Here is a 26,664-nt window from a genome sequence, read left to right as displayed (position 1 = left end):
ATCATGGTTTGATTGAGAATGTTAAACAACAAAAAACGGTGCAGTTCGAAGACCACACCACCAATCTTATCTTTCTGTTTCTATTTTTTTATCTGCCTTTTCCGAGTCTTTGCCCTTATCCTCTGTCTTGCACTTCTTTATAACTCCAAGGATGGATTCTTTTTTAGGACTTTTCTCCTGGCCTTTCTCTTTTGCTTTTAAGAGCTTTGATGATAGAACCCTTATGTTTGTGTATTCTTTTCCATCAGCACCTAGTGTGTTCTTTGTTTGCCCAAACACTCTCATAAAATCTCCCTGTTTAAGATTTTCCATTCCTTTTGCTTTTTCGCCATAAGCTGAACAAGTGTGGTAATTCTTCCCTCCCTCCTTGTCATTAGAAACCAAGGTAAAATTAGCCACCTTAAGTTTCTCTCCTTGATTATCCTTTATCTCTAATAGTTCCGGATCTTTGATAAGATTTCATACTAGATTAATTAGGTCATCTCTTTCTTCCTTTATAGTAGCTTCTTCATTGTAGTAAGCTTTGTTCTTTAAAATTATCTATTGAGTAATCAAATTCTTCACTTAATAAACCTTGGGTATCATTGTCCATGAACTCCTCATATAACCTGTCTAAGGCTTTTTTATCATCAATCCCTTTCTCATAATAACTAATTAGATTTTTTACGAAGTCCTGATAGTTATTATCTGCCATTTCTTCTATATTTTTTCTCATCTCTTTGTCACTCATTTAATCATCCTCTTATAATTAATAAAAGGAGCTATCTCTAACCCCCTTATAGAGTGACCCCAAATAGTTGGACCAGAGAGATACACACAATTTTGTGTGTATCTCTCTTTTTGGTTTAAAGATGAAACCTTAAGCAATCCGTGCTTTCCTATATGCCACTGGACTTAACCAATTCAATTTTTCTTTAATTCGTTCCTCGTTATAGTAGTCAATATAATCGATGATTGCCGTTCTTAACTCTTTATCATTTCGATATACTTTTCCATAATACATTTCCTGCTTCATCACACTAAAGAAGTTTTCAATGGGCGCATTGTCATAACAATTCTCTTTACGTGACATGCCTTGGAAGACATGATGTTCCTCGAGTAGCGCTCGATATTCTTTCATTTGATACGCCCACCCACGATCTGAGTGAAAGGTTCGTCGATATGCGCAGGATTGGGAAGCTTCTAAAGCTTCTTTCAAAGCGTCAATCATTGTGAGGCCGTTAGGTTGAGAAGATAGTTTAAAGCTAATAATTTCTAGATTATACAAGTCCATAAAAGGATCTAAATATAGCTTCTTAACTTGAAGCTTACCAGAAACATCTTCTTCATAATATTTGAATTCAGTCGTATCAGTCGTAATCTTTTGTCTGGGTATGGAAGCCTCAAATCTTCGATTGATACGGTTAGGGGCAATTCGGCCAACAACCCCTTTGTAACTATTGTATTTTCGATATTTACGCCCAAAGTTTTTAACCTGAATCTTTAATTCTTGACAGAGACGTTGGACTTTCTTTTTATTAATTTTCCACCCCTCATTAACAAGGGTCGCATGAATCCGACGATAGCCATAGTTTGGATGTTTCTTACGAGTTGACAAGATAGCATCTTTTACTTCTTGGTCAGGGTCTTGTTTTTTCCATTGAGCCTGCCAATACATATAAGTCGATTTAGGAAAATCTATTGCCGCAAGAATCTCAGTTAAAATAAATCTTTCTTGTTGTCGGAGCTTGTGGATGATTCTTGCTTTGTCTTCATTGCTTTCTGTCGCCGCAAGCTCCTTAGCATTTCCAAGTATTCATTTTTTATCGTTTGCATCTTTAATTCATACTCAAGTTCTTCAATTAGTTTATTTGCGAGCTTTAGATCCTTTATCTCAAAGGCTTTAGAAGCAGTTTGTTTTCCCTTTTAACTTTTTCTTTATTAGACATTGGCGGCCTCCCTGGTTTGCGAGAAAGACCTTCCATCCCGTGGTCATGATACTCTTGACGCCATCTAGTAATCAGAGCTGGATTATTCAATCCCAATTCATTCGCCACATCTTGATAGGACTTCTCGCTTGCTTCATACATAGTAATTGCTCTTAACTTAAAGTTTACACTGTATGTCTTCTGTTTGCGAGAGCGTTCTAATCCTTTTATACCTAAAGTTTTATAAGCATGAATCCATCTTCTTAATTGTTGGGTGGATTTAAGCTTATATTTCTTAGCTAATGCGTTTATTCCGATCGTTCCAGAAAGATATTCTGATACGATGTTAATTTTAATTTCTAAACGATATTTAGCCATACAAATACCCCCTAAAGTTAGATTTTTTGGTCCAACTTTAGGGGGTCAGTACAAAATAATTAATAACATCAATCGCTAAATCCGTGTATTTATGTGCTAAAGGTTCTGAATCACTCTTATTAATATGCTTATTTATAAAGAATATGATTTCCACTTTTGATCTATATGTCTTTAACAAATCAAAAGTATGATTATGATAAGTATAATCTTCAATTATTTTTTCAGTACAAATTCCCACTAAATAATCTTGATAATAAAAAGTATATGTATCTTTTTCTCTAAAAGGAATAGCAAATGGTAATTCAATTAGTACTGTAATAAATCCATTTGAATTATCTTCATGCTTGAATTGCCTTTTCATTAATTTATAAATACTATAATCAAATATCCAGTTCATGTTCTGCCCTACTTTCTTAAGATTACCATCGGCCCCAATAACCAGAATGCTAATCTTTAAAAATTCATCTTAGCTACATGATCTTTATGATGTTCCCTTATTACTAATAACTCATCATTTTAAGATATTTTAAACTTTTCACATCAGCTTTTGAAAAAATATAAAATTTATTAATATTTCCACTTTCTGATTGCATTCAAAAATTTTCTTAAATGTTCGGCCAATTTATAGTCTTGCATTGTCTTTAAAAGGTGAATGGTTATTTCTTTTTCATTACTAACTTTAATCTGATGTTCATCTTGAACTACTTGCTCTTTTCCTTTTTAGTTGATGTTCATCTAATTCCTATTTCTTGATTTAATAGAAACATATGATTCATAAAAAATATTTAGAATTTCTGAAGACATCTCTCATACTTCACAAGTATACACGTACTTTAATTGAATAATCTTTAAGCGGCTTGTAACCTATATTGAATAGGAGATAGACCGTTTAATTTTAGTTTAATTCTTGATGGATTGTACCACTGATATGTGTGAACCATTAATTGATAATTGGTGGGTAATTTTTTGGAGTGCTTTATCCTAAGATCCGTTGGAAAATTGGACAGTCGGTGAAGTACATAAGCTATATCCAACAATCTCACTGTTATATAAGTCTAAAATAGCGGACAGTTAGAGCTTTCTATCTTCATTTGAAATGACTTAACTCCGTCACATCACTCAGCCAAATGGTATTATCTGTTTCAACTTCAAATGAACGGTTCAAATGATTGTCGGTAATTTTCCCAACTTCTCTCTTATAAGACCTATATTTTCGAGATTTTAAAAAAATTTAGTACAGAGTATATCATTTTCTCTCATTAATCTCAGGACTCGTTTATGATTAATTTTTTGAGTTCTTTAAGTCAGCTGTCACTCGACGGTACCCATAACTCCCCCTAGATTTATCAACGATTCTACATATTTCTTCGATAAGTTTTTCTTCCTCATGGTTAATTATATTTAATTTTTTTAACCACTCATAATAGGGAGATTTTGGTAAATCAGCTGCTTTTAGCCAATCGCTTAACTTTTATTTTGGATACGCTCGCCTTAACTCAATCACAAGTCTCATTTTTTCTTTGTTTGTGACTAGTTCTTGCGCCGAATTAAGGCGTCTAGCTTTTTAAGATTAAGTACTTTTGCTTATAAATATTCATTTCTTTCTCGTAATTCTTGAAGTTCTTCCCATTCGCTTTTCGTTAATTGACGTGGCTTTTGAGGTCTCTTGGACATATCGTTCTCTCCATCCTTCTTAGGACGTCCTAACGCTCTTGATAGACCTGCGATCCCTTCTTCACAATAGATACGATTCCAGTTAGCAATAGTAGCTAGATTTTTAATTTGAAAGTGTTTCGCAGTCTCACGATAGAACAGTCCATGTTCTTGTCTAAATCTTAATACAGAGAGTTTGAGTTTATCGCTATATTCTGTTTTTCGCATACTTCTACGTATACTTTCAATCCCAAACGATTGGTAATCGCGACACCAGTTTTTAATCGTAGAAATATTCAGTTTGTATTTTTTCGATAAGCTTCTATATCCCAGTCCCTTTTCTTTTTCGATCACGACATTTAATCACAATTAAAAAATTTTCTCTAGACATGCATAAGACTCCCTAATTCCGTGACGGATTTTGAGGGTCAATCATCCTACAAAGTTGGTCTTTTTTATTTTATATTTACCTATAAACACGCTTTACGAAATTTTCCATTATAAATATAATCATATTTTCGTAGATTAGGTTTCAAGTTAGATCCTCTATTATTATTGTTGTGAAAACCCTATTTCTGTTAAAAAGCTTTCTAATATCGACTTCATAGAAGGATAATCTTCTTTATCAAATTCATGCCAATACCATTTATGTAAATCATTCTTATCATATTTATCTAAATGAACATTATTTCTTAATTTTCTCAAAGAATCCAATTGATCTATTAATTTAGAATCTAAATTAAGTAAGTTTTGATCTTGTACTTTTTTGATCGCATTATTAAACGTCTTTCTATCATTATCCCATTCACCAAATTTATCGACTATATAAATTAAACTTGCTTCTATTATTGAACAAGCGTTTATTATATATGTCTTATAAACGTTTTTTTCCAATGTTCCTTTGAGATAAATCTCTTCTATTTGAACATCAATAAACTCTAAGTACTGTAAAGTATATTTTATATTTTTTCTTAGCGGTTTATCAATGTCTTTCAATAATGAATTTTTAAAACAATCATAATAAATTTTAAAATCTGTTGGATACCATCTCTCTTTACAGTGATTTTTAATTATTAAACTTTCCATTCTTTCCATAAAAAATCTCCTCTGTATTTAATTTTCACTTATTTATTTAACTCTATATTATCATAATCATGTGTTTTTTTTATATTATACACCTTTACTTATCTGCCACCGACATCTATACCACTGCCTCAATATTTGTCGTGAGTAAGGTAAGTGCGTAAAATGGTATGTTGATTATAAAGTTTTACTGTAAATCACTTCATTCCAAAATATGTTCCATCTCTATTGTAAATATTCTTTATATCACTTGATATGGTCAGACTATCTTCATTATTATCATCAGAATTCTGTTTCTTCTTGGCTTTCAATAGTTTATTATCATTTTCTTCATTAGCATAAAAAATTTTATTAAACAATTTTTCAATCTGATCATGAAGCTATCATATCCTGTTTCTTCTACAATTTCTTTGAAGTTTTTATCATCACTCTTGAGATATTCACTTATCAAAGGAATCTTTGCTAATAGTGAATATGTGTCCCATCTGAGACCAATTTTAAACTCTTTATCTTCATATACAACATATTCGGTGTTATTGATACGCTCTTTTTTAGACTGACTATTTTTGAGTACGTACAAATAAGGTAAATAATAATTAATTATCTCCATATCCAAATTAACATTCAAACCATTATTTAATTGACTAATTTCTGGATCAATATCGATAATTTCACATTCATTTTGATTACCATTATTAGTGTTGACACCAGTGTAGATAATATGACCTTCCAATTGAAATATATTATGCACATTATTTCTTGAAGGATAAAATATTGAATTTGGCAAAGTATTTTCATAAATAATACCTTGAAACGTATTATTAAATGTAATGTTTTGAACACTATTTAGCTGTTCAACTGCACGTATTATCCTTCTATAATCTTTTTGTAATTTTGATTGACCTTTCGCCTCAAATACGAAACCTCTATTTGGATTCAAAGTAAAACCAAAAAAATCTGGTTCTCTTCCTTCTTTAATGCTTCAGATTCTATTATCATTAAAATGGAACAAGTATTTCACTCTATGCACTCTTTCTGCTGAAACCTTTGCGCCTATCATACCTAAATAAAAAGAAATACCAGCTACAAAAGATTTTTCTGCATTAAAAAATCATTGCCTATATAAGGGATATCTTCTCGAGGAAAGATAAAATCTATTAATGAAAAATAAAACCTGTGTGCCTTATCGCTTAGAAACGAACCATAATATCCTCCTAATTCAAAAGCAATTTTTTTTAGTTGTAATTTATAAATTTGAATATTACTATCCGATAAACTATTTCTAGTATTTAATGTGTTTTTTACTAAAGCTTGAATATCCTTATTATGATAAGTTTGAGGACTATCAAAATATCTATGAATTATTTCCATTTAGAACCTTCTTTCAAAAATATAATAGAATCTGTTATTATAAATCGTATTTCATTAAGAAAAACAGATTTTGTATTAATACAAATTAGTTTGTCTAATAGACAGTTATCCTAAATTGTCTTTCTATTATTTAAGTGATAGTATAATTTTACAATTAAACTCGCAGCTTATCCAGAGTCTTCAGAGAAAATTTACCTAATAAAGCTGTAGCAACCTACCATTCGGAAAAGTGATAAATCCAATTCGAAAGAGACAGAGGGGTTTAAAAAGAGAAAAATAAACGGCCTTTCCCCTATCAAGGATAGGCTACAGGCCGTAGAAAAAAGTAAATTATTGTCTGTATTTAGGACTCACATTATCATTTATGATTGCAAAAACTTTTTAATATACAGCCACTAAGCCTCGATCAGTTTCCATTACATCCACCGGTATTTGAAATAAATCTGATAATGTTTGGCTTTTCATTATGTCCTTCACTTTACCTGACTGAAAGAGTTGACCGTCTTTAATCGCGCAAATATAGTCGGCATACTGTGAAGCCATATTGATATCATGAAGAACAATGACAATTGTGCGGCCAAATTGATCGCAGGCTAAGCGTAATTGTTTCATCAAATTCACTTAATGCGCAATATCTAGGTTATTGAGCGGTTCATCCAATAAGATGTATTCCGTTTCTTGGCAGAGAACCATGGCAATAAAGGCACACTGTCGTTGTCCGCCTGATATCTCATCCAGATATCGATCTTGTAAGGATAATAAGCCTAAAAATTTCAAATAATAATCGACACGTTCATAATCTTCCTGAGAAAAGCGTCCTTTATTTGAGGGAAAACGACCGAATCATGCTAACTGTCTGACGGTTAACCGAACTGTAAAATGATTATCTTGCATTAGGATTGCGAGATGTTTAGCTACTTCACCCGAAGGTTGTTGATGAATATCTATCCCTCCCATCGTCACCTTCCCTTGAGCAAGAGGCAACAAGCGCCCCTTCATGGTTAGGATAGTAGATTTTCTATATCCAACCATTCATCTAGCCAAACTTTATGACCTAGTCCTCTATGTTCCTTAGAAACTTCCTTCATTACTTTTATTACTAAATCTCAATTCTTTTCCAATCTCAAAATCATAGATATTACTCTTCCTTTAAAGAAATAAACATTCCATATTCCTTTGGAATTTTTATAACTCCATTAGTTTTATTTTTTTCTAAAGTGTGCTTTATTGTATCCCTTGGTATTCTTGATAAGTGCGTCATATTAGATAAACTCAAATGTTTTTAATAAAATTTCTTTACCATTTTGCAATGTGAAATTTCTATTTAAAGTGTTCTCTACCCCGAAATTACTAAGATTGTTAGAAATATATTTAACTATTCCATTTTCACCGTTTATTGCAGAATAAAATTTACCTCCGCCTTTTAAAACTCTTTTTACTTCAGATACTGCTTTATTAATATCCTGCACATGGTATAGCATCATATTAGCAATTACAATATCAAAAGACTCATCTTCAAAAGGTATTTCTTGAATGTCTATAACTTTAAAAGAAATATTTTTATAATTCTTTAGTTTTATTTTAGCTGAGTTTACCATAGTTTGAGAAAAATCAGATAGAACCAACCTATCACAAGTTTCTATTATTAAATCTTTTTCTTGCCACATATCTCCATTGCCACAACCTAATTCTAATAACCTCATATTATTATCTATTTCATACTTTGAAAAAACCCAATTTCCAAAACCAATTTTATTAGTTGAATATTTCTATGTATTAAAATTCTTTTTCCAAATTTTCAGTAGTTGCGTATTGTTTTATTACAATTTCTCTATCCTTTAAATTATTCATACTTTATTCCCATCTTTCCTTCATTCTATTAAGTTACCAGTAATTTCTTCTTCCTTTTATATAGTCATTAACATCGTCTTCTAAAATCTAACTTCGCTCCATATTAACTACATCCAATTACTGTTATAATATTTAAATACTATAAACAATTTCCCTTTTTTAATCATGATTTTAATTAGATTTTTATATACTAATAAGTCTCACTATTGTTGATTATATATTAGAGAATCTTTAAAATTACCCTTTGCTTTATTAGGTGTGTGCAGGTGTGTGCATTTTTTGTTTTTGGAGAAGTTTTATCAACTATTAATTTCATCACCAATATTTTTATCAAAAAAAGAAGACTTATTCCAAGCTATACCAACGATTTAACGATAGCTATTGAATAAGCCTTATTTTTCAATACTTTATTTACTTGTCTGGTGCAATTTTATTGACATCATAACTATAGTCTCGATTTTCTTATCACTTTGTTTCAAATGTCCTAATAATTCTCTCGAAAACAATACCAAAATCTACTAAAGCAATTTTGTTTACAAGAGTGGAAACTCCTCCTTGAAGTTGCTCATCTATAATTGGTTGCAAGATATTTTGCTACGAGAAAGATTGAGAATATAATCGTGCTATAAATAAATTTAACCGATACCTTAATTAAGTAGATATGATTTATCATGTTCTATGAGAGTAATGTTGGCAGCTTCATATCTAGATAAAAGATTACTAGTATCCCAAACATTTGGCATTTTAGTTCTACTGAGTAAATAATCTTCAGCTTTTGTTACTGTTGCAGTCCACAAATATTTGTTTAATTGATTGAAAACAAATTCTTGTTTTAGCTCACCTTTAGAAGCTAAATTTTCACAAATAGACTGAATAAATCTTTGTTTTGGAATAATATGCTCATAAATTAAGTGCTTATGATCCTCCTTCATTAATTGATGCAAGGCTTTCTCCGTAACAAAGTCAGTTGTGTAGTACTTATTATTTTTAGAATTTAGAATATTTTTACAAGCTAGATAGATATTTAAATTAGATAGAAACTTACTTTTACCTTCTTTAATACCAACCATAAAATACTCATCATAATAATCCAATAAAGTTAAAAATTTATAATAAGTCTCAGCAAGTTGCGCTAGAATTTCATTTCTATAATTGACGCTCATAATTCTCGTCTTTCTATTTGTAGTTGATTGTTAAAATCACTCATTATAACTGAAGGCAAGGTTTCGATGTTTTATTCGTTAATTCATGATACTATTATTTTACAATTAAAAACCACAACTCATCCAGAGTTAGCTGAGGTAATTGGTCATGAAAAACTAATCCTTAAAAGGTTATTATTTAAAAATTAGAAGGCACTCATCAGTTTTTATGCCCTTTAAATAATTTTTAAGCTATTTCATCTCATTAATTTCTTAGTCATTATGACTTCATTCCAACCCTCTTGTTTTCCAGTCTCAACATAACCTTCTGTTTCTAATAGATGTTTCATAGCTACATTACCTACCACGTAATCAGATACAATTTTTTCGTATCCCCTAAGGGTGTGGATGTATTCTCAATCACTCTTAAGGCTTTTCTTCCATATCCTTTTGACTGATATTGACTCCCAATCATAATACGCCAAATATGAACTGTTTTTTCCTTAATTTCTGTTATCAAAGATAAGAATTCCACAACTTCATCCTGCTCTTCTAATGCAAACAAAAGCACTGTATCATCATCACGATAATAATAACTCTCAGCTAAAGAAAAGAGTGGGTCCCTTACAAAATTGCTTTGATTCGGCTTAAGCTTGAGTGCCATCACAGCATAAATATTTTGCTCTGTAATTTTAGCTAATTTCAAGTAATTCACCTTATTTCTTTACTTTGAATAAATTTATATCATTTCAGAATTCTTACCAAACATTTGCGGTAATACCGAATTACCTTCTTCAGTAATCGATTTGCTAGCTTACCTAAATCATTCTGATATACTAGGTAAAATTCGATTTCTCTTTTAACATTTTCAAATTCATGAAAAACAGATTAATAAAAGTAGTAATACATCCTTTTCCTATATCAAAACATCTTTTGTACTAAATTTATACTTAGTCTGAATAAATTAAAAATATATAAATTTTATTTGTGAAACCGAACCCTTTTGATATTCTATATTATACAACAAAAGCGAGCCACAGAACCATGTCTCTAGAAACATGATTCTAGGGCTCGCTTATTTTTCAACTGTAATATTTTCTCCACTTTTTTGTGAGGTGCACAGGCGTCATCTTTAATTACTATTTACCTTTTAAAACAACACCACACACTCGATGTGGCTTGAGTCGACAGTATGGATAACATTTGAGATTCTAAGAAATCCTCGTATGTGAGAATATATCAAAAATATAACTCCATATACATCTATACCTAACCATCGTTGTTTTAAATTAATATAGCTAAATTCACCTAATCACTGTTTTTAATTCATTCTATCAGAATTTGACTATAATTTTATTTTTCAGAATTTTCTTTTAAAATTTCTTCAATTTCTTTAATATCATCATCATGCCTAGATCTATTTATGCATTGGTCATTTTTATAATATTCATCCATAACTCTTTCAATTGTATCATCTGAAAACTCTCTATAATGTAGCTTGAAAAATATCATGAAAGAATCAGCCGAATCAAAACCATAATATGATGGCACAGATTTTATCATTATAATTATGAATTCATTTATATCAAAGTCTCTCTCATCCTTCAAAGTATCAAAAATATCTTTAATATAGCATGGATCTTGTAAGCTTGAATTATCTTTAAACCATTGATTTGCAGTTTTTTCTCCAGAAGGATAAAAATATTTATATTTACCCAGCTCCCTTGGATCACTCAGTACTTTGTCAGCAATAAATGTAAGTAATTCATTATCCATCTTTATTATTTCCATTATTACTGGAAAATTAGTAATTATATCTACCAACATGCTAAATTTTATGTTATCATCTTTCAGATTATCAATGTTTATTCTAGAAAAAATTTCCAGAATACTTTCTTCTTTAAAGATTTCTGAGTGGCCTTTTTTAATAATAAATTCAGTCATAGCAATAATAAATACATAAAGACCACTTGCATTATTTCTACATTCAACATCATCAGATATAAAATTCAGTTTAATGAATGTTTTATATGATTTGCATAGTGAATTGTAAGTCATCCTACTAAGATATTTTTTCTTAATATTATTTTTAATATTTTCTTCTATTTCTCTTCCTGGATAGTAAAACACTGCATTTGCGTAACTTTCAACATCTGTCTCTACAAAACTAAATAAATCTAAAATAAATGGAGCTTTTACAGAAAGAATATTATCATACATTGAACAAATTAACATTCTTGCTTGATAGTCATTTGGTACATACAGAGTATTATCATCTACTTTCAAGTGTGCACACTTGTTACGACAATCTTTTAGATAATTAATATCTTCCTTAAAATCTTTAAAATAAAGTTCATGATTCTCAATGAAGTACCCAACTATCTTATTCTCCACGATTGAATATTTCTCATCATCTTTAATCATGCTATTTATTTCTTCTACCATATTTTTTGCTTTGGTATCGCCTTCAATTGCCATTGTCTGTAGTTTCATGAATAAATCATAGATAACGAATGAATACAATAATACAATAGTAGCTCGATAATTCTGGCTATAATAAGATTGCAGTATTTCCCTAAAATAAACTCTTGAATCAGAATTTTGAAAAACCCTCATGTCTCGTTCATCAAATAGCATAATTTATAGTCCCTTCCTAACAATTAATATTTTTTGTTGCCATCATGAATTATGTATATATTTCATTTATATTATACCATTTATAAGCAAAGGAAAAACAGCCCCATAATATGAGCTGTTCACTAATCAATCTGAACCTCAAGTCCAGATTTGAATACTACTTTTAAATTTTCTTCATACAATATTATCTTCTCTACTAATTTTCTAACCAATTCTTCGTCATAGCTTTCTATTTCAAAATCTTGATGATCCAAAAAATTTTCTAGTTCTTTTAGTCTATTTTGAGAGTTTTTTTCTTCAGCCATTTTAAGTAGTATCTTTTCTTTTTCATTCCTTAACTTTTCTACTTGGTTTGCAAGGTCTGTGTAATCTTCTTTTGCATTTGCAACTTTCAATAATTCTTCTTGGACTTTTAGCATTTCTTCGTCAATTTCTTCTATTTTTTCATTGGCAGTCCCTATGATGACTGTCTCTATATTTCTTTTTATAATTACTTTTAATTTGCTTCTTTCAGTTATAAGTTGATTTATTGCTTCAACGACTGCTTCTTGTAGACCCGTTTCTTTAATAGTTCTAGCATCACATGTCTTTGGCCCCTGAGTTACTCTTGTACAACATCTCCAAACTGGATATTTCTTTCCCCTATTATTCCACATTATTCTCCTATAGATATCACCACATTTGGAACAATAGACGATACTTGAAAGAGCATACTTATTAGAGTAAATTCTTCTTTTCCCTTTACCACTCACCATATTTGCTCTTCTTGTTAATTCTTCCTGAACTCTCATAAAGATTTCTTTTGGTATGATGGCTTCATGGCTGTTTTCTACATAATACTGAGGCACGATGCCATCATTTTCTACTCTTTTCTTATTTAGAAAATCCACTGTATAAGTTTTTTGCAAGAGAGCGTCTCCCATGTACTTTTCATTCGTAAGAATCTGATTGAGATTTGAAATATGCCACTTCTTATTTCCTGCCCCATTTGTAATTCCAACTTTTTCCAGACCTTCTTTTATATCTCGTAGACTTGCCCCTTCCAAGTACTCTCTGTAAATCCTTTTTATTACTTTCGCCTCTTCTGGAAAGATGATTAGTTTGCCATTTTCATCCTTTGTATATCCTAAAAATCGATTATGATTTATTTGAATTTGTCCCTGCTGAAATCTGTATTGAAAGCCCAGCTTAACATTTTGGGATAAAGACTGACTTTCTTGTTGAGCAAGAGATGCCATAATAGTAAGTAAGACTTCTCCCTTAGCATCCATTGTGTTGATATTTTCTTTTTCAAAATATACGGGAATGTTATTTTCTTTAAGTTTACGAATGTACTTCAAACAGTCCAGGGTATTTCTTGCAAAACGGCTGATGGATTTTGTAATGATGTAGTCAATATTTCCAGCCATAGCTTCTTCAATCATTTTATTAAATCCATCTCTTTTCTTAGTATAAGTTCCACTGACCCCTTCGTCTGCAAAAACTCCTACAAACTCCCAGTCCGGATTTCTTTTAATATATTCCGTGTAATGTTCTACTTGTGTATCATAAGAAGTTGCTTGCTCTTCACTGTCTGTGGATACTCTTGCATAGGCTGCTACTCTTAGCTTCTTCTTTTCAGATTCTTTGATGGTATTCCCTTGTTTCTTTTTGGCTGGTATAACAATAACTTTGCTATTCATCATCAATCACCTTAATCCTGCTATATTGATATCTAGCTCTTTCAAATGGATCTATGGGCAATACTTCCCCCTTTTCATATAAAAACTCTGTAGGAACTTCTATTTCCTTCTCTCTCTTTTTCCATACTCTTCCCATAGCTACTGCCCTGTCTTTAATCATTTGACCAGCCATATCAAAGCTTTCTTTATCTATGATTTTTGGGTAATTCTCATTTCCCATATATTTTTTATTAGTGAGAATTCTTTTTACACTAGAATTATTTTTCTTAATACCCATTAATTCTGCAGACTTGATAAGTGAATTTCCTTCTAGATAATTTCTAAAAATCCCTCTTATATTTTGAGTTTCTTTTTCGTTTATCACAAATTTCCCATCTTTAATCATATCGCCATAACATAATCTAGCCACTCACTTCTACCTCCTCTCTAAGAACAAGTCCGCACTTTAGATAAAAATCAAATATATTTCGATCAACCACTAGGATATAATCAATGACTTCTATAAATAGACCATCATCAAAACTCTTAAGCATGTCAGTTTTAGATAATAAATCTATTAGTTTTTCTAGTTCCCTTATTTCTTCATCGTTACCAAGGATTGCATTTTCACTTCTTGTCCTCTCTTTTATCAGTGTTTTTTCTTTCTCCCTAATTTTTATAGTTTCTTCAGTGTATACACTAGCTTCCAGAATTCCTGATGTCATGAGTTTGTTTAATACTTCTTTTCTATCAACTAACTTTTCTAACTCGCCTTCTAATTCATTTAGTTTTTTCACTTCTTCTTTACTATCGATCTTTTTTACAGATTCTAAAAGTGGTAACAAAATGAACTCTTTTCCAAAGATTAATTTATTGATTAAAGTTATAAAAACTAATTTAACATCTTTATCTCTTATATATTTCATGGAACACTTATGAATATCCTCTAAATGTTTTGTACAAGTCCATGCAATATATTTTCCGTTAGGTTGGTAGTGATGTCTTCTTTTAAAAGTTGAATGACATTCTCCACACTTAATTTTTCCTGATAATGCATACCTATTCTGATACTTACCTGTATTTTCTACATTACCTTTCTCTATTGCTCTAAGTTCTATCAAGTCTTGGACTTTTTCAAAGTCTTCCCTGCTTATAATTGTCTCGTGATTGTCTAAAAGCAAATATTGGGCTTTTTCCCCATTATTAGTATGTCTGTTGTAGGCAGTATCAGTATAAGTCTTTTGATAAAGTACATCTCCAACATACTTTTCATTTTTTAATATTGCATTAATGGTTGAACCATACCATCTTGCTCCTCTTTGCCCCTTAATGTTTCTATCATTAAGCTCATCTGCTATTCTATGGGTTCCATTCCCAGCAAGATATAATTGGTATATTTTCTTTACAATCTCTGCTTCTTTTTGATTCACTACCATTTCCCCATCAATGTTTTCATAGCCATATGGTGGAGATGATATGATAAAGGTTCCATTTTGAAATCTCCTCTTTATGGACCATTTATTATTTTCAGAAATTGACCTGGATTCACTTTCTGCTAGGGATGAAAGAAGCGATAACATCAATTCACTTTCCATAGACCTTGTATCAATATTTTCTTTTTCAAAATAGATACCAATGTTTAAATCAAGCAGTCTTCTTACGACTTCTAAGCAGTCAACAGTATTTCTTGCAAGTCTTGAGATGGATTTGGTTAGAATAAAGTCTATCTTTCCTTCTTCGCAATTTTTTAGCATTTTTAAAATCCCATCTCTTCCATCCTTCTTTGTCCCGGATATTCCCTTATCATAATATAGGCCTACAAAAACATAATCCTCATTTTCAGATATCACCTTTTCGTAGTGGGTCTTCTGAGTCTTAAGACTTACTAGCTGAGCATCTTCATCCGTTGATACCCTTGCATAAGCAGCAACTCTTAATATAGGATTTTCTTTTTGATTTGCTTCTATTTTAGTAATCTTTTTCATTGTCTCACCTCCATTTCTGCTAGTGCTATATTCCCGTACAACTTAGTATTTATCAAGTCTTATAGCAGTAATTCTGAAAGAATAGGTTTGAATTTCTTGATGTTTTCTCTCCTAATTTTCCTGTATTCTTCAAGGCTGATTTCATCTAAAAGAAATAAATCTCGAATCATTTTATCGGCTAAATAGAAATTAAGTTCTCCTTTTAGTTCATTCTCTCCATATTTTCTTACCTGAATCTCTTTTTTACCTTCAACCTTATCTACTTTCATAATCCACCTCCCATGTCACAGGCAAAGAAATTTAGTCAATTTTTAACCTTGTCTTAATTTCTCACCTTCTATATCCCTTTGGACAATTAGCTTGATTTTGAGAAATAATACTAATAAAAAAATAGAGGTAAAAATTTCCTCTATTTTAATCAAATATAATATTTTAAATAAGAATTTTATAGACTCTCAACCTCGGTAGTTGAATTTTCATGAATATATTTAAGATACGAATCCTCATTTAATTCTTTTACTGCTAAATTAATTTTCTGTTCAGTAATTTTATCAGTAATATTGGTATGAGCTAATACCAACTGTTTTAAGTTTTCCCAATTTGGAATTGGTTTACTTAAATCTGTACTATCTGGTCTATTTAATCTATTCCACTTTATAATTGTAGTTCCACTTCTAATTGCAGAACTCGAACTATTTTCTGTATTGTACTTATTTTTTACTTGTAGCATAACAGAATTGTTTTCATTATCATCATAATCTAACAAACAAAAGTCGATAGCTCTATAGACTGATCCTGAACACCAAATCCAACCTATGGGTTCTAAAATTGTTGATAAATATTCTTCTAAAATTGCTCCATTAAAGTTCTCTGCACTCATATAGATTGCATGACCATAAATATATTTTTTTAAATCTTCATCAGATGCTCTGGTTACCTTATCTACTCTAGCTGTCAAAGCAGAATCTAGTTCCATATATGTTTTTAATTTCTTTTCTGTAGCGGGTTGTAATCGTTCATTTAGAAAACGTCTTATCCACTTTTTAAAATAATCCTCAGATGCATGATGTAAAGATACAAATAACTCTGGATTATATTTAATTGCATATTCAAAAAGTTGGTCAATTGAATCTAGCCAGTATTCTTTGATTTGATAATTGCTTCTTGAATATTCTGTTTTAATATAATCTTTTGCCTTTTTAAATCCTTCTTTTGCCTCCTCGATTGTAATGTTTTTATCTTTCATTGTTTTAACATAAGTTTGTTGTGCCATTTCAAATCCTCCCTGACTCAATATAAATATATTATAACAAACTTAATGATATATTACTAAATGTATGATATAATTGAATGGGTCTAAAAATAGTTTCGCAAAGGAGTTCATACTATTGTTAAATACAAAAGAAACATCTGAAATATTAAAAATTTCAGAACAATATGTCAGAAAGCTTATTAAAGATAATACATTAAATGCAATAAAAGACGATGATAACAATTGGGTTGTACCAAAAGAATCAATAAATAGTTTACTACAAGAAAGAACTTTTGTGGTTAATCCTGATAACTTTATTAGAAAAGAAAAAACCATACCAAATATAACTGCAGTCTCATTTTTTTCTGGAGCTATGGGTTTGGATATAGGTCTCCAAAATGTTGGGATAAAACCCATACTAGCTGTTGAAAATAATAAAGCAGCAAGAGCCACTATAGTAAATAATCACAAAAATATAGGTCTATTAGATGATATAAATAACTGTGATAAGGAATTAATATATAAGTATGCAAACTTACCTAAGGATAATAAAATTAATATATTTGTTGGTGGACCCCCCTGCCAAGCTTTTTCAACGGCTGGTAATAGAAAAGGCTTTGAAGATTCTAGAGGAAGCGTGTTGATAAAATATGTTGAATTAATAATAGAGGTTAAACCTCAATATTTCATTCTAGAAAATGTGCGTGGCCTATTAACAACAAAGGCTGTTCTTCCAGAAAATAATAATATTCCTATAAAAGGTGCCGCCTTGCATTATATAAAAAACACGCTCGAAGAAGCTGGATATGGTATATCTTTTGAATTATATAACGCTATGTATTTTGGCGCTCCACAAAGCAGAGAAAGATTTGTAATTATTGGCAAGTTAAACGGAGATAAACCTGAGTACCTTACACCAACTAATTCTGATGATAAGACTTTAGGTCTCAAACCTTTGGTAACTTTATATGATGCAATTTCTGATATACAAAATAAATCAATGAATTATGTAGATATACCAAAATCTAGAAGAGAATGGTTTAAAAAAATACCAGAAGGTGGAAACTGGAAATCATTAAATATGGAGGATCAGAAAAAGGCCATGGGTAATAAATTTAATATGGGTGGTGGAAAAACTGGATTTTTTAGAAGATTAAGTTTCAATAAACCTAGTCCAACATTGGTCACTTCCCCAATAATGCCCGCGACTGATTTAATACATCCAACTGAATTACGAGCTTTATCAATAGAAGAATATTCTAGAATACAAGGTTTTCCAGACGATTATAAGTTCTACGGTAGTATCATGGAACAGTATAAGCAAATTGGAAATGCTGTGCCCATTAAATTAGGAGAAGCTATTGGAAAAACCATATTAAATGATATGAATGGCGTAAAAACTAATAAATATAATAACTTTAGATATTCGAGATATAAAAATACTTCTGATGAAGTTTTTGAAAAACTGTATATCAATAACCTAAACAAAGAGTTTACGATATTTAATATTGATTATTAGTGTTCTTCTTTTAATATACTTGGAGTTATGTGAATTACATGAAAAAGGAGATTCTGCACCTTTATCGAATCTCCTTTAATTTGCTTTTTTATATTTATTATCACGCATATCCTCATTCAGGATCTATGTCTGTTCGCTTTTTGATACAATTTAATCCTTGACTTTTCAAAATGGCTATTCTATTGAGTCGCACACCCCTTTACTAATAACGTTAAAAGGTATGTAAATAAAAAAACGCCTGTACCATAAGTCGGCACAGGCATAATTTTATCCTTATTGTATGATTTGATTTACTCTTTTCTGAACAGCATAATAATCATATCCTGCTTGAGTCAGTCTTCTTTTTCTTTCTTCTCCATTACCCCAACCACCTCGAATAACTTCTCTTGCTAATTGGTCGATTGTTTTACCTATTGGATAGATTATCTTGCCATTTTCATCAAACACTTTTAATCCAAATCTATCAGCACATCTTTTTGCATTATCTAAATTCTTAAACGCTCCCTTTTGACTTTTAACATCGGACCAGGATTTCCTCACCCTATATAGTTCACCTTTTGATTTACTTACTGATTTATTTCCCCTTAATCTTTTATTAACCTCACTGGCAATATAGGAGAACTTACTGCCGAGATAGGGTCCTGGACAGTTTGTATTTGAATACCACTCATGTTTTTGTAGCACTCCATCCTTTCCTCCTGTATAGGTGCAATTCTTGATTCCATTTCTCTTGCAAATATCTGTAACTAAGTCAATAAGTGTAGTTAAAACTCTATCACTTATTGGCCAATTGCCACCATTTTTTGAATTTGCAACTTCTATTGTAACCGCCCTATTATCACACCAGGAAGATGATGTACACCAGGAACGATTTTTTTCATCTACACATAAGACTATCTTGTTATCATTGCCAATACCATAGTTACATGATGCCCTTCTTGTCCTTGGTTTGAAAATATTTCCAATGGTTTCTGCACTAACCGCTCCAGCTGTATGGTGGATGGCAATTTTAGTAATGGGCTGATTTCTCCTTCCACTATGGTTGGGGCTATATATCCTTAAGTTTACTAGTGGGCTATTCGTCATTTCTTATTCCTCCTTCAGTTGCTTTAGCATATCTTGTAATTTTTTAGGTACAGGTAGGCCTATGGCAATTGAGTTCTCTAATATAGATAGGCCCTCATTTGCTATATAAAAAAAGATGATGGCTGTACGTATTATAGTTCCATCACCTTTAAGTAAATTTACATCGCATAGGTTTGCTATCCCTACCACAATAAAAATCATAATCTTTTTCGCTATTCCTTTAAAACCGATACTTGATGAAAGTTTCTTTTCTACTCCTGCCCTTAAAATACCTGTAATGTAATCAGCTATTATAAAAGCCAGTAGGGTATAGATAAAGGCATCTACATTTCCAAGGTAAAATCCTATATAACCACCAAGGGCTATAAAGAAAACTCTCATGGTTTCTAAAATCTTACTCATTTACTTCCTCCTCTGTTAAAATATAGGTTATTTTCATTGTCTTATCTGCTGTCTTTAATATTGGACTTGATAGGTTATTGATTGTTCCAAGATATGGGGTATGAAGATACAACAGTTTATAAAATCTTTCTTCATATCCTCCAAATCCAATAGCAAGTGGTCCTATAGTTTTTACTTCCGTCATTAAATAGTTGGGTAATCTTCCATCATAATTAGAGACATCATTCACTATAACTTGATCGTTTTTATCTATAACAAATTTATATCCTAGAATATAATCACCCCAATTATATAAATAATTGTATTCTCCCGAATATCTACTAGTATTAACTTCTTTTCCCAATTCTATTATTGAAATATCAACGGGATTATTTATATTAATCTTATAAACTTTATCTGTTGAATATTTTCCAAGTACATAGAGGTATCCATTTTTGATACAACAATAGTTATAACGATGGCAGTAACTACTTGTTTTTTTATTATAACTTCCTAAAACAGGCAGACGTATACCATTTAAAGACCACACATCAGTTTTGGTAGAATAATCATCTTTCTTTATCTTTATTCTTACCAAATTTTCTCTTTTAGTTCCGAAGCCATACCAATATCCATCCTCTCCATCATAAAAACAAGTCTCATACCAGTTGTAGCATTGACTAAAAAATTCTGATACATCGATAGTAATTTTTTCTTCTGCATAATTAGCTTTGCCATTAATAGGATCATTTAATCCAACACTTGTAAAAGGCGATTTCAATTTAATCAGTTCTATAGATTTTTCATCTATAGGCCAAATTGATACTAATGAATTATTTTTAAAATCCATCTCAACACAACCGTTATAGCTGTCTGATAATTCTCGGTTATTATAAAAACAAGTCCTGTTTAGTAAAATAAAAGGGTCTTTCCCATGAGTGTCTCCGTAAAAGTATTTACCTCCCCTGTAGTGTGTGAGGGCTAAAGATGATATCCTTCCATTAGCTTGAGATGTAGAAAAATCCCAAACAAACTTATGACCATTTTCAAGTGGTGTCGTTTCTGTTAAATTTGCCGAACCTCTTTTTGGAGCATCTGTTTGATTTACATCATTTGATGCATAACCAATGATTTGATTATCCGATGGAGCAAATATTTTGTCTGCTTCTTCTACCAGCTTATCTTCAAAAAGTAAAATTCCTCCATAGCACTTTTTTGCTATTGGAAAAATCTCCTTATCATATTCTGTTATTCTAGATTCTCCTACGGGATACATTAACCCCATGGGATTAAGTCTTAGTAAATCCGGTACCGCATTTGTAATTAGGTTTTCATCTTCATATACTTCTTTTTTATTCGTCCTTACATCGGTAAGTTCAATGACTGATTTACCCTTCAGCATTTGTTCCTTCCTCCTCTTCTTTTAATTCATAACTTAATTCTTCACTTAAATTTCCAAACTTGAGTCCTTCATATTTAAATCTTGCTACTTTCTCGTTAAAGATAATAGGCCTTGGAACTTGTCTTTCAACTGTATATTCATCTTTTATTTTTCTAAGCAAAAATGAGTGTTCAAGCTTTATCTTATTCCAAGATTCATCAATCTTTATCTTTCCATCCCAAGCCTCTGTTGAGCCTAAGGATTGTCCACTTATAGCAGCTATTGCATTGTCTTTACCTATCATAGCTTGCCCTGTTTCTAATCTTATAAGTACAGAGAAATTGTTCATAGTCTTTTCTTGAAGTTTTGTAAGAGGATAAAAAAGATTTAAAATATGATTTCCACTTAAGTAGGTTTCTTTAGGCACATGGTGTTCAATTCTCGTATCATTAAATACGTAGGTTATAACTAGCCTTGTTGGTATCTCAATACTTTCTGTAAACTCAAGTTCTTCTATTTCTTCTTTATCTTCAAACTTCGGTGGATCATAAGACTCCCCATCTTCAGTTAAAACCTCAACCTGTCTCATTAATGTTCTTGATATTTTTCTAGTCTTATCTTCTGTATCACAGATGATATTTAGTAGAATAGACGCATTAAAAATTGCCTCTGTTTCTTTATTGGAGGCAAACTCTATTCGTATAATTGGTGTATCGGTAGTGCTTAGTTTTATCGCTGAATAATTAGAATAAGCATGTACAACAAGTTGTTCTGACTCTATTTGATTTAATATTCCTACAATATTTTTGTCATTCTTACTCTTTGCCTTTGAAAGATATGGATTCTTTCCTACTCCTAGAATTCTGTGTTTTCCATTAATCTTATATTCAATATCTGTTATAAGCCCTTCTATGTTCTCATCTTTAAATAAAAGGCTAATCCTATCCCCCACATCTAAAGAGGGATCACCAATGGTTGTCGCATCAAAGGGAGTGTGATGGATCTTACAAATTTCTGTAAGAAGAGCCTCACACATTCTCTTTCTTTTTTCTGGAAGACCTAACTGCATAAGTGGATTTACTCCAAGATTCATAGTAAGTCCATCATCTTTCTCAAGAGAATAGTATTCAGATGTTTTTGTTTTAACATTGGTGGAGTTAATTGCTGTGTAGTAGGTTTTAAAATCGGATATTGAAGAAGAAAACCTCTCTTTTGCATCGATGCTCGTGCTTACATTCTCACTATAAGTCTTTATTATTAGCTTTCCTTCTCGATTAATTTGAGCAAAACCTCCCAATACGTGAGCAATATAGTGAATAAAGTCTCTATATGTTTCTATATCGTGGTCTTGATAAATTGCCAAAACTTCCTCTCCATTTACAAAAGATTTTAATTCATCTTCTGTCATTCCAAGTTCTACCTTGCATTTTTCGCAGGATAAAGATAGAAGTTCAAAAGCTGTGCCAAAGGTATCTGTTACAGGGAAGTTCTTATCAAAACGCAACATATAGTCATAGCCTTTTAACTCTAAGATTTTCTTAGACCTATTAGCCTCCATTACATCAAAGTTTCCCATGGGGATAGTTTCTATCATTTTATTTTCCAACTCTTGATGGTAGAAAAGTCCTATCTTTGAATTTTCTAAACTATATCTATCTATATCTGAAAAGAGACTGATACCAAATTCTGATGCATAGACTGTTCCTATTTCAAGTTCAGATGATCCGGAAGATGAACGGTGAATGTATCCTGACCCTTTTAATATGTCCTGATTGGTAAAAGGAATGACCGTATCATCTTTTAGGATAATATTTCCACTCCAGTAAAATTTACGAGAGTTTTGCTTTATTACTCTTTTGTATTCATCACTTGTTGGATACACTCAATCACCTCCCCTTACCTAGTACTCCTCTAAAGAAAAAGACACCTCCCACAATCCCTTGTAAGAAGTGTCTTTTACAAGCTTAACTGAAAATTTATCTATATACATTTCTGTATTCTTAAGCTCTAAAGTTTCTGTATCCAAGTATTTTACTTTTAGATTTGATTTATTTTTAAGTCCTGTAAGAACTTTTACTAGCCTTGGACTACTTGTAAACTCAACTGATATGCTGGCAACTTTATTTCTAACTATGTCTCTTTGAATAGTTCCTGCCTCTGTCTCTCCTCCTGTGTCAGCCTCAATATCTCTATAATCTAATGAGTAAGAGTCTGGAAGTGGCAGTTCAATGTCTTCAATAATTAAATAGATTTGATGTTTCATTATCTCCCCCCACTTCTTAAGTTCTTCCTCATCGATGCATTAACTATCACCTCATCTAGGAGAGTTCCTCCTAGATAAACAGGAATCACAATATCGCCTGTATTTTCAGATGTTAGGTTTATTTTAGATAATGCGTCTGATATTTGTTTTCCAATATCTATCCCATGCGTTTCAATGGCACTACTGTTTACTCCAACAGTAGCTATATTTGGATTTAAAATCATATCGCTTGCTACATTTTTCATGGACGATTGAACTAAATTTCTACTTTTTTCTATGCCTCTAGATAGGCCTTCCATAAAGTCAGGCATCCAAGTTTCATAATCAGTAAGTGGCCCAACATCAGGGACTGAGAAGTGAAGATATGACCTTATAGTACTGGCGACATTGGAAACAGCTGACACTACATTTCCAATGGTATTTCTAATTCCTCTTGCAATTCCATTTATCATATCTGCTCCCCAAGTGTAGGCTTGAGATGCTAGATTTCTAATATGATTAACCGCATTACTAAACCCATTTTTAATAGTTGATTGTATATTTGACATTGTAGATGAAATGGATGATTTCATTGAATTAAATGCAGAGGATACAGCAGACTTTGCCGAATTAGTCGTTGATGAAATTGTAGATTTGATATTATTCCAAGCTGATGACACAAAAGACTTAATATTATTCATAGTTGAGGATATAAATGTCTTTATACCATTCCATATGGTTTCAACGATAGATTTAATCGCTGTGAGTACAGTCTCTATACTTGTCTTTATTCCATGAAGTCGTATTAAAAGTCCCAATAGACGTAAGGATAGTAGTAATAAACTCTTTTATAGCATTCCATATTGTTTCTACTTTAAGCTTTATGGCATCTAAGACTATTGAAATAAAGGTCTTAATGCCATCCCATGTTGTCTTGAAAAATTCAGCAATTGTTGTAAAGACTTGTGTAGTTGTTGTAGAAATAGCAGTCCAGGTGTTTTGAAATATATTCTTTATTCCCTCCCAAAGTCTAGTGAAGAAATCTCCTAGACCTTGCCACAGTGTCTTTGCTCCTTCAATAAAAGCATTCCAAGATTCAGATAAAAATGTAGTAATTGCTGACCAAACCGTACTCCAACTTTCAGAGAGTCCATCCCACATACTGGTAAAGAAGTCCTTTACCCCCTGCCAGATACTTTTTATTCCATCAATAAATCCTGTCCATAGATTTGAAAGAAAAATCTTAATGGCAGTCCATGAATTAGACCAGGATTCAGATATTCCTTGCCATAAATTTGTAAAGAACTCTTTTATTCCATTCCAAATATTAATTGTCTCCCATATGGAGATTACTCCTTCTCTAAACCAGTCACACTTTTTCCAAAGTAGGACAATTCCTGTAACAACTGCTGCAATAGCAATAGGCACAATTCCAATAGCAGACACAACCGCTGTTATATCAGGTATGATAGTTCCTGTAACTAGTCCAGCTATTTTAGAAATTCCTCCAATAATTAAAGGTCCTTTGGTCATAATTGTCCCTATTGACCATATAAGTTTTCCTACAATAACTAAAACCGGACCAAGAGCAGCTACAAAGACTCCAATTGCAGCTATAATTCCTTTTACAGGAGTAGGAAGGCTATTAAGTATATCTACAAAACCTTTAAGCCCATCAACAATTTTCTTTACAGCTGGCATAAGGAGTTCACCAAATGAAATAGCAAGTTCTTGTAAGGCTGATTTTAATTGTTCTATTTTACCACCAAGGTTATCTTGCATGGTTTCAGCCATATTTTTTGCAGTACCATCTGCATTGTATATGGCGTCACTTAAACTGTTGTAGTCTTTTTCACTTGCATTAATGATTGCAAGCATACCGGACATAGCATTCTTACCAAAAATCATAGAGGCTGCCTGCGCCTGTTGCGTTCCGTCTAAGTCGGCAAAAGCATCTCTAAAAATCCTTAAAGTTTCATCAAGAGATAAACCTTGCACGTCTTTAATGGATAAACCAAGCATAGACATTCCATTGATTACTTCTTTGGTTGGGGATGCAAGCCTTGTTAAACCAGCTCTTAAAGCAGTACCTGCCTGTGAGCCTTTTATTCCAGAATTTGCCATTAGACCTATGGCTACAGCTGTATCTTCTACTGAATAACCAAGAGCACCTGCAATTGGTGCAGCATATTTAAAAGTTTCGCCCATCAAGGATACATTGGTATTAGCATTGGATGATGCCTCAGCAAGAACATCTGCAAAGTGTGATGAGTATTCGGCTGTAAGTCCAAAAGCAGTGAGAGCATCTGTAACAATATCAGAAGTAAGTGCTAAATCCTCACCACTGGCTGCAGCGAGGTTCATAATTCCATCAATACCACTAATCATATCCTTGGTTTTCCACCCTGCCATAGCCATGTAGTTCATGGCTTCTGCAGCATCGTATGCGGAGAATTTAGTCTTTGCTCCCATTTCACGAGCTTTTTCTTTTAATGCGTTAAAGTCTGCTCCTGTAGCACCTGATACTGCCTTTACCTTAGACATCCCTGAGTCAAAATCTGCCGCAGTCTTTACAGCGACTGCTCCAAGACCTGCAACGGCAAGAGACGCTGGCATAACCTGTTTACCTACAGATTCTATTGACTGACCTGTTGCTTGCCATTTTTCACCAGTTATTGCTATGTTTTGAAGTGTTTGGTTGGTAGTTGCACCCTGTTTTTCTAAGGATTTAACTGCCTGTTCTGTTTCAATTATCTCTCTTTTTAGGGCATCATATTGTTCTTGTGAAATCTTACCCTCAGCAAGTGCCTGTTCTGCTTGCTTTTGTGCCTCTTTTAATGAAGTTAATTTATTTTTTGTTTCTTCTAGAGTTTGTCCTAAAAGCTTATGTTTCTGTGAGATAAGTTCAGTGTTCCCAGGATCAAGTTTAAGAAGTTTGTTGACATCACGCAGCTCAGACTGGGTATGTTTTATTTCGGTACTAATCTGCTTTAAAGCAGCCTGTAATTTGGTCGTATCTCCACCGATTTCTACCGTTATTCCCTTTATTCTATTTGCCAATATATCACCTCCTAAATTTGGGCATCAAAAAAGCACCTCCCTTTTTGATAGGTGCTTTATAAAATATCTTCGTAA

General features: G+C 31.9%; 28 protein-coding genes and 2 pseudogenes. 1 reads left to right on the top strand and 29 read right to left on the bottom strand.

Features of this window, described 5'->3' with window-relative positions; all coding sequences use genetic code 11:
* Positions 1 to 66: 66 nt before the first annotated feature.
* From ACQV2Q_RS00150 to ACQV2Q_RS00045, 22 genes and pseudogenes are all read right to left on the bottom strand, one after another.
* A pseudogene (locus ACQV2Q_RS00150) lies at positions 67 to 730 on the bottom strand (single-stranded DNA-binding protein).
* 129 nt (positions 731 to 859) lie between these two features.
* On the bottom strand, positions 860 to 1,735 hold the full coding sequence (locus ACQV2Q_RS00145) for an IS3 family transposase (RefSeq protein ID WP_428881755.1): 876 nt from the start codon (positions 1,733 to 1,735) through the stop codon (positions 860 to 862).
* Between the two features lie 133 nt (positions 1,736 to 1,868).
* A complete protein-coding gene (locus tag ACQV2Q_RS00140) occupies positions 1,869 to 2,285 on the bottom strand; it encodes a transposase (RefSeq protein WP_428881614.1) in 417 nt (138 codons plus the stop codon).
* A gap of 37 nt (positions 2,286 to 2,322) precedes the next feature.
* The gene (locus tag ACQV2Q_RS00135; protein ID WP_428881613.1) at positions 2,323 to 2,682 is read right to left on the bottom strand and encodes a hypothetical protein; all 360 of its coding nucleotides are present in this window, start codon (positions 2,680 to 2,682) and stop codon (positions 2,323 to 2,325) included.
* A gap of 451 nt (positions 2,683 to 3,133) precedes the next feature.
* Entirely contained in the window at positions 3,134 to 3,226 is a 93-nt protein-coding gene (locus ACQV2Q_RS00130; RefSeq protein WP_428881754.1) for an IS3 family transposase, read from the bottom strand.
* A 341-nt stretch (positions 3,227 to 3,567) separates the two neighbouring features.
* On the bottom strand, positions 3,568 to 3,681 hold the full coding sequence (locus ACQV2Q_RS00125; RefSeq protein ID WP_428881753.1) for an IS3 family transposase: 114 nt from the start codon (positions 3,679 to 3,681) through the stop codon (positions 3,568 to 3,570).
* A 188-nt stretch (positions 3,682 to 3,869) separates the two neighbouring features.
* Positions 3,870 to 4,292 carry a hypothetical protein gene (locus tag ACQV2Q_RS00120; RefSeq protein WP_428881612.1) on the bottom strand — a complete coding sequence of 141 codons (423 nt, stop codon included), beginning with the start codon at positions 4,290 to 4,292 and terminating at the stop codon, positions 3,870 to 3,872.
* A gap of 198 nt (positions 4,293 to 4,490) precedes the next feature.
* Positions 4,491 to 5,033, bottom strand: a complete 543-nt coding sequence (locus ACQV2Q_RS00115; protein ID WP_428881611.1) for a hypothetical protein — start codon at positions 5,031 to 5,033, stop codon at positions 4,491 to 4,493.
* 295 nt (positions 5,034 to 5,328) lie between these two features.
* Positions 5,329 to 5,961, bottom strand: coding sequence for a hypothetical protein (locus ACQV2Q_RS00110; RefSeq protein WP_428881610.1), 633 nt, complete (start codon positions 5,959 to 5,961; stop codon positions 5,329 to 5,331).
* 143 nt (positions 5,962 to 6,104) lie between these two features.
* Complete coding sequence (locus ACQV2Q_RS00105; RefSeq protein ID WP_428881609.1) at positions 6,105 to 6,392, bottom strand: hypothetical protein; 288 nt, start codon at positions 6,390 to 6,392, stop codon at positions 6,105 to 6,107.
* 381 nt (positions 6,393 to 6,773) lie between these two features.
* Positions 6,774 to 7,004, bottom strand: coding sequence for a hypothetical protein (locus ACQV2Q_RS00100; RefSeq protein ID WP_428881608.1), 231 nt, complete (start codon positions 7,002 to 7,004; stop codon positions 6,774 to 6,776).
* A gap of 9 nt (positions 7,005 to 7,013) precedes the next feature.
* Positions 7,014 to 7,184, bottom strand: a pseudogene (locus tag ACQV2Q_RS00095) (ATP-binding cassette domain-containing protein); the annotation flags it as partial.
* A gap of 51 nt (positions 7,185 to 7,235) precedes the next feature.
* Positions 7,236 to 7,424 (bottom strand): hypothetical protein, encoded by a 189-nt coding sequence (locus ACQV2Q_RS00090; RefSeq protein WP_428881607.1) that lies wholly within the window; start codon positions 7,422 to 7,424, stop codon positions 7,236 to 7,238.
* 230 nt (positions 7,425 to 7,654) lie between these two features.
* On the bottom strand, positions 7,655 to 8,095 hold the full coding sequence (locus ACQV2Q_RS00085) for a class I SAM-dependent methyltransferase (RefSeq protein WP_428881605.1): 441 nt from the start codon (positions 8,093 to 8,095) through the stop codon (positions 7,655 to 7,657).
* Between the two features lie 795 nt (positions 8,096 to 8,890).
* Positions 8,891 to 9,406: a hypothetical protein gene (locus ACQV2Q_RS00080; protein WP_428881604.1), complete on the bottom strand. Its 516-nt coding sequence runs from the start codon at positions 9,404 to 9,406 to the stop codon at positions 8,891 to 8,893.
* 340 nt (positions 9,407 to 9,746) lie between these two features.
* Positions 9,747 to 10,091, bottom strand: a complete 345-nt coding sequence (locus ACQV2Q_RS00075; protein WP_428881603.1) for a GNAT family N-acetyltransferase — start codon at positions 10,089 to 10,091, stop codon at positions 9,747 to 9,749.
* A 647-nt stretch (positions 10,092 to 10,738) separates the two neighbouring features.
* A complete protein-coding gene (locus tag ACQV2Q_RS00070; protein WP_428881602.1) occupies positions 10,739 to 11,863 on the bottom strand; it encodes a hypothetical protein in 1,125 nt (374 codons plus the stop codon).
* A gap of 281 nt (positions 11,864 to 12,144) precedes the next feature.
* Positions 12,145 to 13,707, bottom strand: coding sequence for a recombinase family protein (locus tag ACQV2Q_RS00065; protein WP_428881601.1), 1,563 nt, complete (start codon positions 13,705 to 13,707; stop codon positions 12,145 to 12,147).
* Entirely contained in the window at positions 13,697 to 14,113 is a 417-nt protein-coding gene (locus ACQV2Q_RS00060) for a recombinase family protein (RefSeq protein ID WP_428881600.1), read from the bottom strand. Before ACQV2Q_RS00060 ends, ACQV2Q_RS00065 begins: the two co-directional genes overlap by 11 nt.
* Positions 14,106 to 15,668: a recombinase family protein gene (locus ACQV2Q_RS00055; RefSeq protein WP_428881599.1), complete on the bottom strand. Its 1,563-nt coding sequence runs from the start codon at positions 15,666 to 15,668 to the stop codon at positions 14,106 to 14,108. Before ACQV2Q_RS00055 ends, ACQV2Q_RS00060 begins: the two co-directional genes overlap by 8 nt.
* Positions 15,669 to 15,727: 59 nt before the next feature.
* On the bottom strand, positions 15,728 to 15,937 hold the full coding sequence (locus ACQV2Q_RS00050; RefSeq protein WP_428881598.1) for an SHOCT domain-containing protein: 210 nt from the start codon (positions 15,935 to 15,937) through the stop codon (positions 15,728 to 15,730).
* A 176-nt stretch (positions 15,938 to 16,113) separates the two neighbouring features.
* On the bottom strand, positions 16,114 to 16,941 hold the full coding sequence (locus tag ACQV2Q_RS00045) for a SinI family restriction endonuclease (protein ID WP_428881597.1): 828 nt from the start codon (positions 16,939 to 16,941) through the stop codon (positions 16,114 to 16,116).
* 115 nt (positions 16,942 to 17,056) lie between these two features.
* Here ACQV2Q_RS00045 and ACQV2Q_RS00040 point away from each other — a divergent pair, with 115 nt between their 5' ends.
* Positions 17,057 to 18,439 (top strand): DNA cytosine methyltransferase, encoded by a 1,383-nt coding sequence (locus ACQV2Q_RS00040; RefSeq protein WP_428881595.1) that lies wholly within the window; start codon positions 17,057 to 17,059, stop codon positions 18,437 to 18,439.
* Between the two features lie 273 nt (positions 18,440 to 18,712).
* Here ACQV2Q_RS00040 and ACQV2Q_RS00035 read toward each other — a convergent pair whose 3' ends face one another.
* The 7 genes from ACQV2Q_RS00035 to ACQV2Q_RS00005 are packed head-to-tail and all read right to left on the bottom strand — an operon-like array spanning position 18,713 to position 26,589.
* The gene (locus ACQV2Q_RS00035; protein WP_428881594.1) at positions 18,713 to 19,525 is read right to left on the bottom strand and encodes an N-acetylmuramoyl-L-alanine amidase; all 813 of its coding nucleotides are present in this window, start codon (positions 19,523 to 19,525) and stop codon (positions 18,713 to 18,715) included.
* Between the two features lie 3 nt (positions 19,526 to 19,528).
* Positions 19,529 to 19,927: a phage holin family protein gene (locus ACQV2Q_RS00030; protein WP_428881592.1), complete on the bottom strand. Its 399-nt coding sequence runs from the start codon at positions 19,925 to 19,927 to the stop codon at positions 19,529 to 19,531.
* Positions 19,920 to 21,308, bottom strand: a complete 1,389-nt coding sequence (locus ACQV2Q_RS00025; protein WP_428881590.1) for a hypothetical protein — start codon at positions 21,306 to 21,308, stop codon at positions 19,920 to 19,922. The genes ACQV2Q_RS00030 and ACQV2Q_RS00025 overlap by 8 nt, the downstream gene beginning before the upstream one ends.
* Positions 21,295 to 23,169, bottom strand: a complete 1,875-nt coding sequence (locus tag ACQV2Q_RS00020) for a hypothetical protein (RefSeq protein WP_428881589.1) — start codon at positions 23,167 to 23,169, stop codon at positions 21,295 to 21,297. The genes ACQV2Q_RS00025 and ACQV2Q_RS00020 overlap by 14 nt, the downstream gene beginning before the upstream one ends.
* 18 nt (positions 23,170 to 23,187) lie before the next feature.
* Positions 23,188 to 23,550, bottom strand: coding sequence for a hypothetical protein (locus ACQV2Q_RS00015; protein WP_428881587.1), 363 nt, complete (start codon positions 23,548 to 23,550; stop codon positions 23,188 to 23,190).
* Positions 23,550 to 24,230, bottom strand: a complete 681-nt coding sequence (locus ACQV2Q_RS00010) for a phage tail protein (protein WP_428881585.1) — start codon at positions 24,228 to 24,230, stop codon at positions 23,550 to 23,552. The genes ACQV2Q_RS00015 and ACQV2Q_RS00010 overlap by 1 nt, the downstream gene beginning before the upstream one ends.
* A gap of 52 nt (positions 24,231 to 24,282) precedes the next feature.
* Positions 24,283 to 26,589, bottom strand: a complete 2,307-nt coding sequence (locus ACQV2Q_RS00005) for a phage tail tape measure protein (protein WP_428881583.1) — start codon at positions 26,587 to 26,589, stop codon at positions 24,283 to 24,285.
* Positions 26,590 to 26,664 lie beyond the last annotated feature (75 nt).

This window comes from Facklamia sp. P12950, from assembly GCF_050409465.1.
Taxonomy (GTDB): domain Bacteria; phylum Bacillota; class Bacilli; order Lactobacillales; family Aerococcaceae; genus Facklamia.
Note: the sequence above shows the minus strand (reverse complement) of the source record. Positions and strands in the feature narration are given on the sequence as shown.

Excerpts from the sequence above, each read along its gene's own strand:
- ACQV2Q_RS00140 (WP_428881614.1), bottom strand. The coding sequence starts at position 2,285 with ATGGCTAAATATCGTTTAGAAATTAAAATTAACATCGTATCAGAATAT.
- ACQV2Q_RS00135 (WP_428881613.1), bottom strand. The coding sequence starts at position 2,682 with ATGAACTGGATATTTGATTATAGTATTTATAAATTAATGAAAAGGCAA.
- ACQV2Q_RS00130 (WP_428881754.1), bottom strand. The coding sequence starts at position 3,226 with ATGGTTCACACATATCAGTGGTACAATCCATCAAGAATTAAACTAAAA.
- ACQV2Q_RS00115 (WP_428881611.1), bottom strand. The coding sequence starts at position 5,033 with ATGGAAAGAATGGAAAGTTTAATAATTAAAAATCACTGTAAAGAGAGA.
- ACQV2Q_RS00105 (WP_428881609.1), bottom strand. The coding sequence starts at position 6,392 with ATGGAAATAATTCATAGATATTTTGATAGTCCTCAAACTTATCATAAT.
- ACQV2Q_RS00100 (WP_428881608.1), bottom strand. The coding sequence starts at position 7,004 with ATGAAACAATTACGCTTAGCCTGCGATCAATTTGGCCGCACAATTGTC.
- ACQV2Q_RS00090 (WP_428881607.1), bottom strand. The coding sequence starts at position 7,424 with ATGGTTGGATATAGAAAATCTACTATCCTAACCATGAAGGGGCGCTTG.
- ACQV2Q_RS00085 (WP_428881605.1), bottom strand. The coding sequence starts at position 8,095 with ATGAGGTTATTAGAATTAGGTTGTGGCAATGGAGATATGTGGCAAGAA.
- ACQV2Q_RS00080 (WP_428881604.1), bottom strand. The coding sequence starts at position 9,406 with ATGAGCGTCAATTATAGAAATGAAATTCTAGCGCAACTTGCTGAGACT.
- ACQV2Q_RS00070 (WP_428881602.1), bottom strand. The coding sequence starts at position 11,863 with ATGGCAATTGAAGGCGATACCAAAGCAAAAAATATGGTAGAAGAAATA.
- ACQV2Q_RS00065 (WP_428881601.1), bottom strand. The coding sequence starts at position 13,707 with ATGATGAATAGCAAAGTTATTGTTATACCAGCCAAAAAGAAACAAGGG.
- ACQV2Q_RS00055 (WP_428881599.1), bottom strand. The coding sequence starts at position 15,668 with ATGAAAAAGATTACTAAAATAGAAGCAAATCAAAAAGAAAATCCTATA.
- ACQV2Q_RS00050 (WP_428881598.1), bottom strand. The coding sequence starts at position 15,937 with ATGAAAGTAGATAAGGTTGAAGGTAAAAAAGAGATTCAGGTAAGAAAA.
- ACQV2Q_RS00045 (WP_428881597.1), bottom strand. The coding sequence starts at position 16,941 with ATGGCACAACAAACTTATGTTAAAACAATGAAAGATAAAAACATTACA.
- ACQV2Q_RS00035 (WP_428881594.1), bottom strand. The coding sequence starts at position 19,525 with ATGACGAATAGCCCACTAGTAAACTTAAGGATATATAGCCCCAACCAT.
- ACQV2Q_RS00030 (WP_428881592.1), bottom strand. The coding sequence starts at position 19,927 with ATGAGTAAGATTTTAGAAACCATGAGAGTTTTCTTTATAGCCCTTGGT.
- ACQV2Q_RS00025 (WP_428881590.1), bottom strand. The coding sequence starts at position 21,308 with ATGCTGAAGGGTAAATCAGTCATTGAACTTACCGATGTAAGGACGAAT.
- ACQV2Q_RS00015 (WP_428881587.1), bottom strand. The coding sequence starts at position 23,550 with ATGAAACATCAAATCTATTTAATTATTGAAGACATTGAACTGCCACTT.
- ACQV2Q_RS00010 (WP_428881585.1), bottom strand. The coding sequence starts at position 24,230 with ATGAATAATATTAAGTCTTTTGTGTCATCAGCTTGGAATAATATCAAA.